This window comes from Sphingomonas sanxanigenens DSM 19645 = NX02 (assembly GCF_000512205.2).
In the GTDB taxonomy this organism is placed as follows: Bacteria; Pseudomonadota; Alphaproteobacteria; order Sphingomonadales; family Sphingomonadaceae; genus Sphingomonas_D; species Sphingomonas_D sanxanigenens.
Map to the genome: position 1 here is coordinate 2,961,258 of NZ_CP006644.1, position 13,595 is coordinate 2,974,852.

General features: G+C 65.6%; 12 protein-coding genes. 1 reads left to right on the plus strand and 11 read right to left on the minus strand.

The annotated features are described in order from the left end of the window. Positions 1-3: 3 nt before the first annotated feature. Entirely contained in the window at positions 4-1,386 is a 1,383-nt protein-coding gene (locus NX02_RS13625) for an FAD-containing oxidoreductase (RefSeq protein ID WP_025292754.1), read from the plus strand. A gap of 48 nt (positions 1,387-1,434) precedes the next feature. Here NX02_RS13625 and NX02_RS13630 read toward each other — a convergent pair whose 3' ends face one another. The 11 genes from NX02_RS13630 to pyrH all read right to left on the minus strand — a co-directional run bounded on the left by NX02_RS13630 (position 1,435) and on the right by pyrH (position 13,560). Continuing rightward, positions 1,435-3,897, minus strand: coding sequence for a TonB-dependent receptor (locus tag NX02_RS13630; protein WP_025292755.1), 2,463 nt, complete (start codon positions 3,895-3,897; stop codon positions 1,435-1,437). A 241-nt stretch (positions 3,898-4,138) separates the two neighbouring features. Continuing rightward, complete coding sequence (gene rpmE, locus NX02_RS13635; protein WP_025292756.1) at positions 4,139-4,369, minus strand: 50S ribosomal protein L31; 231 nt, start codon at positions 4,367-4,369, stop codon at positions 4,139-4,141. A 141-nt stretch (positions 4,370-4,510) separates the two neighbouring features. Continuing rightward, on the minus strand, positions 4,511-4,993 hold the full coding sequence (fabZ, locus tag NX02_RS13640; RefSeq protein ID WP_025292757.1) for a 3-hydroxyacyl-ACP dehydratase FabZ: 483 nt from the start codon (positions 4,991-4,993) through the stop codon (positions 4,511-4,513). Next, positions 4,990-5,637: an OmpH family outer membrane protein gene (locus tag NX02_RS13645; protein WP_025292758.1), complete on the minus strand. Its 648-nt coding sequence runs from the start codon at positions 5,635-5,637 to the stop codon at positions 4,990-4,992. The genes fabZ and NX02_RS13645 overlap by 4 nt, the downstream gene beginning before the upstream one ends. Beyond that, positions 5,637-8,306, minus strand: coding sequence for an outer membrane protein assembly factor BamA (gene bamA, locus NX02_RS13650; RefSeq protein ID WP_084717788.1), 2,670 nt, complete (start codon positions 8,304-8,306; stop codon positions 5,637-5,639). Before bamA ends, NX02_RS13645 begins: the two co-directional genes overlap by 1 nt. Before the next feature lie 145 nt (positions 8,307-8,451). After that, complete coding sequence (gene rseP, locus NX02_RS13655; RefSeq protein ID WP_025292760.1) at positions 8,452-9,585, minus strand: RIP metalloprotease RseP; 1,134 nt, start codon at positions 9,583-9,585, stop codon at positions 8,452-8,454. Next, on the minus strand, positions 9,582-10,739 hold the full coding sequence (locus NX02_RS13660; protein ID WP_025292761.1) for a 1-deoxy-D-xylulose-5-phosphate reductoisomerase: 1,158 nt from the start codon (positions 10,737-10,739) through the stop codon (positions 9,582-9,584). Before NX02_RS13660 ends, rseP begins: the two co-directional genes overlap by 4 nt. Continuing rightward, positions 10,736-11,527: a phosphatidate cytidylyltransferase gene (locus NX02_RS13665; RefSeq protein ID WP_025292762.1), complete on the minus strand. Its 792-nt coding sequence runs from the start codon at positions 11,525-11,527 to the stop codon at positions 10,736-10,738. The genes NX02_RS13660 and NX02_RS13665 overlap by 4 nt, the downstream gene beginning before the upstream one ends. Next, entirely contained in the window at positions 11,524-12,270 is a 747-nt protein-coding gene (locus NX02_RS13670) for an isoprenyl transferase (RefSeq protein WP_425424043.1), read from the minus strand. The genes NX02_RS13665 and NX02_RS13670 overlap by 4 nt, the downstream gene beginning before the upstream one ends. Positions 12,271-12,272: 2 nt before the next feature. Beyond that, on the minus strand, positions 12,273-12,830 hold the full coding sequence (gene frr, locus NX02_RS13675) for a ribosome recycling factor (protein ID WP_025292764.1): 558 nt from the start codon (positions 12,828-12,830) through the stop codon (positions 12,273-12,275). Beyond that, positions 12,817-13,560, minus strand: coding sequence for a UMP kinase (gene pyrH / locus NX02_RS13680; RefSeq protein ID WP_025292765.1), 744 nt, complete (start codon positions 13,558-13,560; stop codon positions 12,817-12,819). Before pyrH ends, frr begins: the two co-directional genes overlap by 14 nt. Between the last annotated feature and the right edge of the window lie 35 nt (positions 13,561-13,595).

The following is a 13,595-nucleotide window of genomic DNA, read 5'->3' on the forward strand; positions in this document are numbered from 1 at the left end:
CGCATGAGCGAAACATTCGATGCGATCGTGATCGGCGCCGGCCAGGCCGGCCCATCCCTGTGTGGCCGATTGACCGAAAGGGGTATGACGGTCGCGCTGATCGAACGCCACCTGATCGGCGGCACCTGCGTCAACACCGGCTGCATGCCCACCAAGGCGCTCGTCGCCAGCGCCTATGCCGCACGGCTGGCACGGCGCGCCGCCGATTATGGCGTTGTGATCGACGCACCGGTTTCGGTCGACATGAAAGCGGCCTCGGCGCGCGCGCACAAGGTGACGCTCGACGCGCGCACCGGCAACGAGACATGGCTGGCCGGGATGAAGGGGCTGACGCTGATTCGCGGTCACGCCCATTTCGTTTCGCAGGACACGATCGCGGTCGGCGACCGGCAGCTCACCGCGCCGCGCATCTTCCTCAATGTCGGCGGCCGTGCGTCGGTGCCCGACATGCCCGGCGTGCATGACGTGCCGCTGCTCAACAACCGCTCGATCATCGCGCTCGACACGCTGCCCGAGCATCTCGTGGTCGTCGGCGGCAGCTATATCGGGCTTGAGTTCGCGCAAATGTATCGCCGGTTCGGCGCCAGGGTAACGGTGGTCGAGAAAGGACCGCGGCTGGTGGCGCGCGAGGATCCGGACATCTCCGAGGCGATCCGCGGGATTCTCGAAGCGGAGGGCATCGCGGTGCGCACCGGCGCCGAATGCATCTCATTCCGGCCGGAACCGGACGGCCGCATTGCGGTGGGCGTGGATTGCGAATCGGGAGAGCCGGAGGTGGTCGGCAGCCACGCGCTGCTCGCCGTCGGCCGACGCCCCAACACCGACGATCTCGGGTTGGACGTCGCCGGCGTCGCGGTGGATGCGCGCGGCTATATCCAGGTCGATGACAGGCTGGCGACCAACGTGCCCGGCATCTGGGCGCTGGGCGATTGCAACGGCCGCGGCGCCTTCACCCACACCGCCTATAATGATTTCGAGATCGTCGCGGCCAACATGCTCGACGGCGAGGACCGCAAGCTCAGCGACCGCATCCTCGGCTATGCGCTCTATATCGATCCGCCGCTGGGACGCGTCGGCATGAGCGAGGGCGAAGCGCGCAAGTCGGGCCGCCCGATCGCCATTGCGACCCGACCGATGACCCGCGTCGGCCGCGCGGTCGAAAAGGGCGAGACGCAGGGCTTCATGAAGCTGATCGCCGACGCCGATACGCATGAACTGCTGGGCGCGGCGATCCTCGGCACCGGCGGCGACGAGGCCATCCACGGCATCCTCGACATGATGAACGCGGGCCAGACCTATGATGTGTTGCGCTGGGCGGTGCCGATCCACCCGACCGTATCCGAGCTGCTGCCGACGCTGATCCTGGGGCTCAAGCCGGCCCAGTAGGGGGGTGCGGCATGGATCGACGCCGTGCCGGACCCTCCCTCCCCCATCTCAGAACGAGAATTTGATCGTGCCACCCCAGGTCTGCGGATCGCCGAGCTGCGCGGAGATCAGGCCGGTATTGCCCGGGGTGACCGCCAGCGATTCGAAGTAGTTCTGGTCGAAAGCGTTCCGGATCCAGCCGAAGACGTCGAAGCTGTCGGTACGAAAGCCGACACGGAAATTGTGGATCGAGTAGCCCGAAATATCGGTGTAGATCGATCGTGACGCGTTCGACGAGAATTTGGAGCGGTAGTTCGCGTCATAGCCCAGATAGACGTCGCCGTCGCGCCCGAGGATCGCCGCCGGGATTTCATATTCGGCGCCCCACGAGAACGCCCATTTCGAGACGCCCGGCAGCCACTGCCCGGAAACATCGCAATTCGCCGGGCTGTTGACACCCGGCGTCGCCGGCGGACCGGCAGGCGTGCCGGTGCCGCCGCCCGCCAGTTCGGGCGGGCACGGCGCATCGACGAACTTCCTGAACTCATGATCGGTGAACGCGCCGCTGACATAGGCGTTGAGCCGATCGGTGGGCCGCACCGTGAAATCGGCCTCGATACCGCGCACCCGCACCTTGTCCGCATTGGCCAGATAGCCGCGCAGCACGTTGCTGCCGCTGACATTGCTGATCACGCTGGCCTGGAAATCGTCGATCTCGGTCCAATAGCCGGTGAGGTTGAAGGTCGCACGTCGGTTCCAGAACTGCGTCTTGAGGCCGACTTCGAAATGGTCGACCTTCTCGGGCCTGATCTGCGCGACTTCCAGCGCGGGGGTGCCATCGCCACGGCTGGGCACGCCGTTCAGATTGATGCCACCCGTCTTGAACGAGCGCGCATAGGTCGCATAGGCGAGGACGTCCTCGGTGACCTTGTACGACAGATTGATGTCGTAGGAGAGGTTCCAGTCGCTGAAGTCCGGCTCGAAGAATTGCGAGGACTGGGTGCCGCGCTGTGCCGCGATCCACGGATCATTATAATAGGGATGCGTCGCGTCGTTGGTGATGAGCTGGCGCGTCCCGTCCGAGGCGGTGCCGATCACGACCGAGTCGTAGAGGCCTTCCTTCTTGTCGTAATTGATGCGGATGCCCGGCGAGATCGTGAGCTGGTCGGTGACGTGCCAGTTGACCTTGCCGAACGCGGCAAGGCTGAGATTGTCGAGACGGATGTCGTTTTCGGCGACGATACCGTTGAGCACCGCGGGGTTGCGCGAGAGCGCGCTACTCGGCGCCAGCAGCCAGGCGCTGGCCGCCGGACCGGTCTCCTGAATGCCGCTGGTGCGGATCTCCTGATAGAAGGCGAAGGCACCGACGACGAAGTCCAGCCGATCGGCCTCATAGGCGTAGCGCAGTTCCTGGGTGTACTGGTTCTGCTTCGTCGGGTTGTTGACCTTGGTGTAGACCGGAAGGCCGGTGAAATCGCGGTCGTTGGACGGATCCCAATCCCAATAGCGCCACGCCGTGATCGAGGTCAGCGTGCCCGGCCCCACATCCCATTCGGCGCGCAGCGAGGCGCCGCCCATCTCGTTGCGGGCGGCAAGCGGCGCATCGAGATCGGTCCGCCGGTCGAACGCATCGGTGCTCGGCACCCGGTAGCCCGGGAACAGCGCAGTCAGCGCCGCATATTGGCGGTTGAGCGCGCGCTGGGTGGTGCCGACGCGCGCATAGATCTGGCCGCAGCAGATCGGGTCCTGCAGATTGAAATCGCCCGCCAATGTGATCCGCAGATCCTCGCCGGGCTTCCACAGCAGCGCACCGCGAATGCCGATATTGTCCTGCGCGTTGATCCATTGATCGGTCGCGACGTTGTAGATGGTCCCCCGGCGATCGGTGCTCGATACGCTGATCCGCGCCGCCAGCGTGTCGGTGATCGGGCCCGAAACCGACGCCTTGGCCTGCTTAAAACTGTAATTGCCGAGCGAGACTTCCGCCTTGCCCTCGAACGTGAAGCTGGGCGCGCGCGTGGTGACGTTGATCGCGCCGGCCGTGGTGTTCTTGCCATAGAGCGTGCCTTGCGGCCCGCGCAGTACCTCGATCTGCTCGACGTCGACGAAGTCGAGCGTCGCCGCGGCGATGCGGTTGTAATAGACTTGGTCGATATAGATGCCGACGCCCTGTTCGAAGCCGTCGTTGGTGAGGCCGAACGGCGCGCCGATGCCGCGGATGTTGATGAAGGTGTTGCGCGGATTGGTCGAGAAGAATTGCAGGGTTGGCTGCAGCTGCGTCAGCCGGTTGATGTTGTAGGTGCCCTGCGCCTCCAATGTGGCGCCGCCGACCACCGAGATCGCGACAGGCACATCCTGCACATCCTCCGCACGGCGGCGCGCGGTCACGACGATCTCACCGCTGCTGGCGCCACCGGCGGGCTCGGCTGCGTCAGCCGCATCTGCGGCAGCGGGCGCTTCATCCGCGGCGAAAGCCGGGGTGACGGCGAGGGCGGCGGAGAGCAGCAGCAAGGGCTTGAGACGGCGCAGCATGTTTTCTTCCCCTAGAAGCGGCGCGCCGACGGCACCGCCCGAGTCATTCTCGACTTGTCGGCTAGGGAAATGCGCTAAATGTCTATTACTCTAGTGGGTAGATAGATTTCTTTGCATGCGACCAAGATCGCGCTGTGCAGCCGCATTTCGCACCGGCAACACACGCGAAAAGGCCCGGCATCGCCATCGCGATACCGGGCCGATCGGTTCAGGCAGGCGCGGCGCGATACGCCGCCGCCGATTACTTGCCCTTGAGCGAGAGACCGCCGAAGCGCTTGTTGAAGCGCGCGACCTGGCCACCCTGATCCAGCATGCGCTGGTTGCCGCCGGTCCATGCCGGGTGGACGGTGGGATCGATGTCGAGCTGCAGCGTGTCGCCTTCCTTGCCCCAGGTGGAGCGGGTTTCGTACACGGTGCCGTCGGTCATCTGCACCTTGATCATGTGATAGTCGGGGTGGATATTCTTCTTCATCTCTAGCTCCGGAGTTGGCCGGTTTCCGACCGGCCGTGGATGCGAAGGCGGCGCCATAGCGGCGCTGCGCCCAAAGGGCAAGATATGGAAGCAAAAGGGCGCGTGCGGCCGCGTATCCCGCCGGCCGCAAGCGCTTCTTCGTCAGACGGCGGGCGGATCCGCGATCATCGCTGTGAAGTTCGCCTGCGCGACGACCTTGCCGTCGATCAGCGCCTTACCGGCAAACTTACACACCGAGGCGCGCTTCTGGACGAAGTCCACGTGCAGCTTCAGCAGCACGCCCGGTTCGACCGGAGAACGGAACTTGGCCTCTTCGATCGCCATGAAATAGACCAGCTTGCCGGATCCGGCGAGGCCGAGCGATTCCACCGCGAGGACGCCGGCGGCCTGCGCCAGCGCCTCGACGATCAGCACGCCCGGCATGATCGGGCGACCGGGGAAATGCCCCTGGAAGAAGCCTTCGTTGAAGCTCACCGCCTTCACCGCGACGATCGACCGGTCGAGGATGATCTCCTCGACACGATCGACCAGCAACATCGGATAGCGGTGCGGCAGCGCCGCGAGCACCTGCCTTATGTCGAGAGGCCCAATGCTCGCGGGCGCCGAATCGGCGCCGTCGTTCACCGACCCTGCGGCTTCGGCGCGGCCGGAGCAACCGGCGCACCGGCGGCGGCCGTCTGCTGCTGGCCACCCGGACGCCAACCCGCCGGCGGGTTGATCTGGACGCTCGGCACCGTCGTGTTGAGCTCGGCGGTGACATCGGTGGTGATGTCGACGGTCGGCTGGAACGAGACGGCGGCCTGCGGCTGCAGCACCAGGCTGACCTTCTTCTTGGTCATCGCCGCTTTGAGCGCGTCGTTGAGCTTGGCTGCGATCTGCTCTTCGACATAGGCCTGCGCCAGCGCGACCGGCTCATTGAGCTTCTGCAACTCGGCCTGCCCCGCCTGCTGCTTGGTCTGGATCGCGGTGTATTGCGTCTGCAGGGCAGCGCGGTTCGGGGTCGCGACCTTCTGGTCGGCCTGGAACTTGTCGACCAGCGGCTTCAGTTCGGTTTCGAGCGCCGTGGCGCGCGCCTGAACCGCATCGATCTGCGGCTTGTAGGTGGTGCGCATCTGCGTGATCGCGTTGCGATACGCATTGGTCTGGGCGATCGCCTGCTCGAGATTGGCGATCGCGACACCGGCGACCTGCGCATGCGCGGGGCCGGCGGCGACGAGGGCGGGAATGGCAGCGGCGGCGAGCGCCAGCGCCTTGAACAAGGTCTTCATCAGAATTGAGTCCCTACATTGAAGGTGAAGAGTCGGGTATCATCCCCCGGTTCCTTCAGCAGCGCCTTGGCGATGTCGATCCGGAACGGGCCGAAGGGCGAGTTCCAGTTGACGCCGATGCCCACCGAGAGGCGCGGCTTCCAGGTATCTCCGAAGAACTGCTCGGAGAAAGGCTGTACGATGTTGCGCGCTTCCGTATTGGCCACGTCACCGATGCAACCGGTCTGCCCCGACACCATCTGGCCTGTTGCGCAGGTGGTGGAGGCGCCCGCGTTAATCTGACCGGTCGGAATGGTGTAGATCTGTTCGCCAGCGGCAGTGCGAAGCGGCCCGAGATCGAGCGGATCAGGGAAACCATCGCCGTTGGTATCGGGGAATTCGGTGAGCTGTGGCCGCTTGACGCCGAACACCGAGCCGGCAACCGCGAAGATCGAGGGCCTCAGCCCCAGTTCGCGCGCACCCGAACCGAGCGGAATTTCCACCTCGAGCTTGGCGAGATAATAATAGCGACCGCCCAGCGCGTCATCGACGCGGTTGTTGTTGTCGGGCACCAGATCCAGCGGGTCGTCGGTCGTCGCGGTGTTATACTGACGACGGATGACGCGCGGGCCGATGCCGCGGATGTCGAAGCCGGGGAATTGCGGCTGGCCGAGGAAGAAGCGATCGACGAGGCGCACCGCGTCGCGACCGGCACCCTGGCTGCTCTGGAACGGGATGATCGCGCCGCCCTCGATGGTGGCCGAACCGATGAAGCCGGCGCCGATATTGACGTATTTCGCGGCATCGACGCGGCTCTTGAGATAGCGCACCGAACCGCCGAGACCCGCGAAATCCTGGCTGAACACGACGCGCTGACCACCGGTCGGGCGGACGCGGTTGTTGAGCGTGTCATAGACCAGGCTGTAGCCCACCGACGAGGTCGTGCGCTTGCCGATCGCGTCGCAGAGATAGCGGCCCGCGATGATGGGACTGCACTCGCCGTTGGAATAGTAGCTCTCGTCGAGCGTGATGTCGTCGAAGCTGAGACCGTAACGCAGCGCCAGCGAGACATATTCCGTGATCGGCACACCGGCGCGCAGCTGGAAACCGGTCGTGATCTGCTGATAGGTAGTGTTGCGGTCGTTGTTGCTGATATAGTTGAACGAGCTGAAGTCGCGGCGGAAGATGTCGCCGCCGACCGCGATCGTCTTGTCGAACAGATAGGGCTCGGTGAAGCCGACTTCGACCGACTTCGAATAGCTCGAATAGTTGACGCTTGTGCGCAGTTCCTGGCCCTTGCCGCGGAAGTTGCGCTGACGGACCGATGCCGCGACGATGAAGCGTTCGAGCGAGGAGAAGCCCGCCGAGAGCTGGAGTTCGCCGGTCGACTTCTCCTCGACATTGGTCTCGAGGATGATGCGGTCGGGCGCCGAGCCCTGCTTCTGCTCGACCTCGAGATTCTCCTGGAAGAAGCCCAGCGACTTGATGCGGTCGGTCGAGCGCTTGACGAGGAAGCTGTTGAACGCGTCGCCTTCCGCCAGGCGGAATTCGCGGCGGATCACCTTGTCCTGCGTCAGCGTGTTGCCGTTGATATCGATCCGCTCGACATAGACGCGCGGCGCCTCGCCGATGCGGAAGGTGATGTCCATCGTCAACGCGTCCTTGTCGCGGTTGAACTCGGGACTCACCTCGGCAAAGGCATAGCCGAACAGGCCGGCGCTCTCGGTCAACGACTCGACCGTGTCCTCGACCAGCTTGGCGTTGTACCAGTCGCCCTTCTTCATCGAGACCTTGCCGATAGTGTTCGGCTTGAAGTCACGGATGTCGCTCTCGACCTTCACCCCGCCGAACTTGTAGCGCTCCCCTTCCTCGACCACGTAGGTGATGATGAAGTCGCGCTTGTCCGGCGTCAGTTCGGCGACCGCGGAGACGACGCGGAAATCGGCATAGCCCTCGGTCAGATAGAATTGCCGCAGCTTCGCCTGGTCATAGGCGAGGCGATCGGGATCATAGCTGTCCGACGAGGAGAAGAAGCGGAAGAAGCGCGACTGCTTGGTCGCCATCTCCGAGCGCAGCGCGCCGTCGTCGAACGCCTCGTTGCCGATGATGTTGATCTGGCGGACCTTGGATTTGGCCCCCTCGGTGATCTCGAAGATGATGTCGACGCGGTTCTGGTCGAGCGACACCATCTTGGGCTCGACGGTCGCGGCGAAGCGGCCCTGGCGGCGGTAGAGCTCGATGATGCGCGCGACGTCGGCGCGAACCTTGGAGCGGGTGAAAATCTGGCGCGGCGCAAGACGGATCTCGGGCCGGATCTTGTCTTCCTTCAGCCGCTTGTTGCCCTCGAGCACGATGCGGTTGATGACCGGATTCTCGCGGACCTCGACGACGATGTCGCCGGTGTCGCCGCCGGTGATCCGCACGTCGGCGAACAATTCGGTCGCGAACAGATCCTTCAGCGCCTGGTCGAGCGTCTCGGTCGTGTAGCTCTCGCCCGCGCGCAACTGGATGTAGGAGCGGACGGTATCCGCCTCCAGACGCTGGTTGCCAGTGACGTTGATCGACTTGACCGTGCCCACGGTCGGCGCGGGCGCCAGCGGCACCGCCGCCGCTTGCGGCACGGCCGCTGCGGGCGCCGCCGGCGCGTCGGTGGCCTGGGCGAGCAGCGGCGTCGGTATCCCCGCGATCATCGTGCCGACGAGCAGTGCCGCCTGGCGTTTGCCGAACCGTTGCTTTTCAGTGACTGTCACGCGTCCCTACCCTTTGTTGCGCGCCCGGCTGCCTGCCATTTCCGACGATGCGTCCCCGAACGATCGTCGCCCTGCCCCACTCCCGTCACCCGATCAAGCCGCCCAGCTTCTGCCAGAGGCCAAAAGAGGTCAGATCGTTGAACGTCACCAACAGCATCAGCGAGACCAACAGCGCGAAACCACCGCGATACGCCCATTCCTGCGCCTCGACCGGCACCGGCTTCCGCCGGATCGCCTCGATCGCATAGAAGAACAGATGCCCGCCATCCAGCATGGGGACTGGCAAGAGATTGATGAATCCCAGATTAATCGAAACGAGCGCGATGAAGCCGATCAGGCTTTCCCAACCCATCATCGCCGCTTCCCCAGAGACTTGCGCGATCTTGAGCGGGCCGCCCAATTCCTTCACGGACCGTCGCCCGGTGACGACCTGGCCCAGCGTATCGACCATCAGCCGCACGATGCCCCAGGTCCGCTCCGCACCGACCAGCGGCGCTTCGAGCAGGCCGATATCGTCATAGACCGCGGGCGGCTTGCCGATGCCGAGCTGCCCCATGCGATATTCATTGCCGAAGCGGTCGCGCTCGACCAACACGCCCGGCGTCACGTCGACCGACAGCCGGTTGCCGCCGCGGTCGATCGCGATCTGCATCGGCTCGATCGGGCTGAAGCGGACGATGCGATAAATGTCCTCGAAATCGCCGATCGAACGGCCCGAGATCGAGAGGATGCGATCCCCCTCCTTCATTCCCGCCCGATCCGCGGCCGAGCCTTCCGCCACCATCGCGATCACCGGCGGCGTCCGCGGCACGCCTTCCAGATAGGCGAAGGAGCCCAGGATCAGGATCGCGAAAAGAAAGTTCACGATCGCGCCGGCGGCAACGATGATCGAGCGCTGCCACAGCGGCTTGGCCTGGAACGTCTTCGCGCGCTCTTCCGGCGGCAGTGCCAGCCATTCCGCCGTGGGCTGGCTCGCGGCGCCCATGTCGCCGGCGAAGCGCACATAGCCGCCGAGCGGCAGCCAGCCGAGTTTCCAGTGCGTGCCGCGCTTGTCGTGCCAGCCGGCGATCGTGCCGCCGAATCCGATCGAGAAGGTCTCTGCCTTCACGCCGAAGATGCGGCCGGCGATGTAATGGCCGAGCTCGTGGACGAAGACGAGCGGACCGATGACGAGGACGAACGCTAAAACAGTCAGCAGGAAGCCGGGGTTCTCGGTCACGCAGCACTCACCTTCATAACCCCTGACGCCACGTCCCGCGCTTCCCGGTCGATCGCGAACACATCGTCGAGCGAGACCGGTGCCCCCGGGTCATAGCGTTCCAACGTTTCGCGCACAATTGCGGCGATTTCGAGGAAGCCGCAGCGCCCTTCGAGGAAAGCGGCGACTGCCACCTCGTTCGCGGCGTTGAGGATCGCGGGGCGTGCGCCGCCGGCGTCGAGCGCCGCACGCGCCAGCGCCAGCGCAGGAAACCGTTCGGGATCAGGGGCTTCGAAGTCGAGCCTGCCAACCTTGACGAGGTCCAGCCGCGCCGCGCCCGTCTCCATCCGGTCCGGCCAGGCGAGCGCGTGAGCGATCGGCGTGCGCATGTCGGGCGTTCCCAACTGCGCCAAAACCGATCCATCGACATATTCGACCATCGAATGGACGACCGATTGCGGGTGAACGAGAATGTCGATCTTCTCCAGCCCGACCGGGAACAGATGGAAAGCCTCGATCAGTTCGAGGCCCTTGTTCATCATCGTGGCCGAATCGACCGAGATCTTCGCGCCCATCGACCAGTTCGGGTGCTTCACCGCCTGCGCCGGGGTGACCGATGCCATCGCCTCCAGCGTCCATTCGCGGAACGGCCCGCCGCTCGCGGTCAGGATGATGCGCTGAACGCGTTCGGGCGCCTCGTGATCGAAGCATTGAAAGATCGCATTATGCTCCGAATCGACCGGCAGCAGCGTCGCGCCGGCGCGGCGGGCGACATCCGTCATCAGCGATCCGGCGCTGACCAGCGCCTCCTTGTTGGCGAGCGCGACCGCCCCGCCCTGCTCCAGCGCGGCCAGCACCGGCGGCAGGCCGGCACAGCCGACGATCGACGCCATCGTCCAGTCGGCGCCGAGCCGGGCCGCATCGACGATCGCGCCGGCGCCCGCCGCCGCCTCGATGCCGCTTCCCGCGAGCAGTTCCTTCAGCGTCGCATAGCCCGCCGGATCGCCGATCACCGCAAGCTTCGCACCCGTCGCTCGCGCCGCCGCGGCGAGCCCGGCGGCGTCGCGATTGGCGGTGAGCGCGATGACCTCGAAGCGATCGGGATCGGACTGGAGCAGATCGAGCGTCGAGGCGCCCACCGATCCGGTGGCCCCAAGCACGGTGACGCGCTTCATATCCGAACCCCCGCCGCGAGAATCAACGCAACGACCACCGAAACCGGCACCAGCCCGTCGAGCCGGTCGAGCACGCCGCCATGGCCGGGCAGGATCGTGCCACTGTCCTTGACGCCGGCGTTGCGCTTGAGCGCGCTTTCGAAAAAGTCACCCGCCTGCGCGACCGCCGCCAGCGGCGCGCTGGCGAGCGCGAGGCCGATGGTGAGCCCGCCGAGGACATGGAACAGCAGCCCCGTGACGAGCGCCGCGACCATGCCGCCGGCAAGCCCGGCCCACGTCTTGTTGGGGCTGACCGAGGGCGCGATCTTCGGCCCGCCGATCAGGCGGCCGGCGAAATAGGCGCCGATATCGGTCGCCCAGACCAGCGCGAGCGTCCAGGCGGCGAGCATCAGCCCGCCGGGCTCGTCGCGCACGAACAGCAGCGACAGCACCGGCAGCGCGATATAGGGCGCGCCGCCCCCGAGCTGCGCGTTGCGGCTGAGGAGCCCGATGACGACCGCCGCGCCGAGGATGATCGCGATCGACAGCCAGCCCGGATGTTCGAGCGCGGGCGAGACCGCGACCAGCGCCGCCGCGAGGCCGACGATCGCCACCCAGCGGTCGCGCCCTTCGGCCGCGGCGAGCGTCGCCCATTCGACCATCATCAGCAGCGCGAACGCCGACAGCAGCAGCCACAATGCATAGCCGCCGGCAATCAGCCCGCCGAGCGCGACGGCGACGAGGATAACCGCGACCAGCGCCTTGCGCGGCAGATCGGCAACCCAGTTCGCCTTGACCGATGTCGTCATAAACCTCCGAACCGCCGCTCGCGTGCCGCGAACGCATCGACGGCGGCCGCGAGATCGTCGCGGCCGAAATCGGGCCACAACGTATCGACGAACAGCAGTTCGGCATAGGCCGCCTGCCACAACAGGAAATTCGACAGGCGCTTCTCGCCCGAGGTGCGGATCAGCAGGTCGAGAGGGGGCAGCCCCTGCGTATCGAGCCCGCCCTCGAACATCGCCGCATCGATCGTGGCGGGATCGAGCCGCCCTGCCGCCGCATCACCCGCAAGCCGGCGCGCGACGCGGACGATCTCGTCCTGCGCGCCATAGTTCAGCGCGACGACGAGTGTCTGGCGCGTATTGTTCGCCGTACGCGCGATGGCACCCTCGATCAGTTCGACGATATCGCCCTGCAGCATCCGCCAGTCGCCGAGCACGACAAGGCGGATGCCCGCCTCATGAATCTCGTCGATATCGGACAGGATGAAGCGCTTGAGCATCCCCATCAGCTCGCCGATCTCCGACGCCGGACGGCGCCAGTTTTCCGACGAGAAGGCGAACAGGGTCAGCGCCTCGATGCCGAGGTCGCCGGCGGCGCGCACGGTGCGGCGCACCGCCTCGATGCCCTGGCGGTGGCCGGCGACACGTGGCAGCAGCCGCTTCTTCGCCCAGCGGCCATTGCCATCCATGATGATCGCGACGTGGCGCGGCACCGCACCGCGGCCGCCCGTCCTCAGCGATGCGCCACCGGACTGGATCGGCAGCAGGCTCACTTGCCGAGGATTTCCTTTTCCTTTGCGGCGGCGGCGGCGTCGATGTCCGCAATCGTCGCGTCGGTCAGTTTCTGCACCTCGGTCTCGGCGCGCTTGCGCTCATCCTCGCTGATCTCGCCCTTCTTCTCGTCGGTCTTGAGCGAGTCATTGCCGTCGCGGCGAACGTTGCGCGCCGCGATCCGCGCCTTTTCGGCATACTGGTTCGCAAGCTTGGCGAGTTCCTTGCGGCGCTCCTCGGTCAGGTCAGGGATCGGCAGACGCAGGGTCTGGCCGTCGACGATCGGGTTGAGGCCGAGGCCCGCCGAGCGGATCGCCTTGTCGACCGGACCGACATTCGACTTGTCCCACACCTGCACCGAAATCAGCCGCGGCTCGGGCACCGAGACAGTGGCGACCTGGGTGATCGGCATGGTGGCGCCATAGACGTCTACGGTCACCGGATCGAGCAGCGTCGTCGACGCCCGCCCCGTGCGGAGGCCGATGAGATCATGCTTCAGCGCCTCGACGGCGCCGGCCATCCGACGCTCGAGGTCGGACTTGCTATAGGCTGGCATCGATCAACTCTCCCTCATTCTGCACGATGGTCGCGGTGCCCTTGCCCTCGAGCACCTGCGACAAATTGCCCTGCTCGCGGATGTTGAACACCACGATCGGGATGTCGTTGTCACGGCACAGCGACACGGCGCTCGCATCCATCACTTTCAGATCGGCTGCGAGCACATGGTTGAAACTGACTGTATCGAAACGCTTCGCGCCCGGCACCTTCTTGGGATCGGCATCATAGACGCCATCGACCGAGGTGCCCTTGAACAGCGCATCGCAATTCATCTCCGCGGCGCGAAGCGCTGCGGCGCTGTCGGTGGTGAAATAGGGATTTCCGGTGCCGGCCGCGAAGATCACGATCCGGCCCTTTTCCATATGGCGCTCGGCGCGGCGCTTGATGAAGGGCTCGCACACCGTGTTCATCGGGATGGCCGACTGGACGCGGGTGTCGACACCGATCTGTTCGAGCGCATTCTGCACCGCCAGCGCGTTCATGACGGTGGCGAGCATGCCCATATAGTCGGCGCTGGTGCGCTCGAAGCCGCGCGCGGCCGCCGCAAGGCCGCGGAAGATGTTGCCCCCGCCGACGACGATGCAGAGCTCATGGCCAGCTTCCTTGGCGCCCTTGATCTCGTCCGCCACGCGCGCGACGGTATCGGGATCGATGCCGAACTGGCCCGGCCCCATCAGCACCTCTCCGGATAACTTCAGGAGGATGCGGTTGAAGCGTGGGCGCGGCATAGGCGGGCGTTCCTGATCGTTTGGGGAGAAGCGGC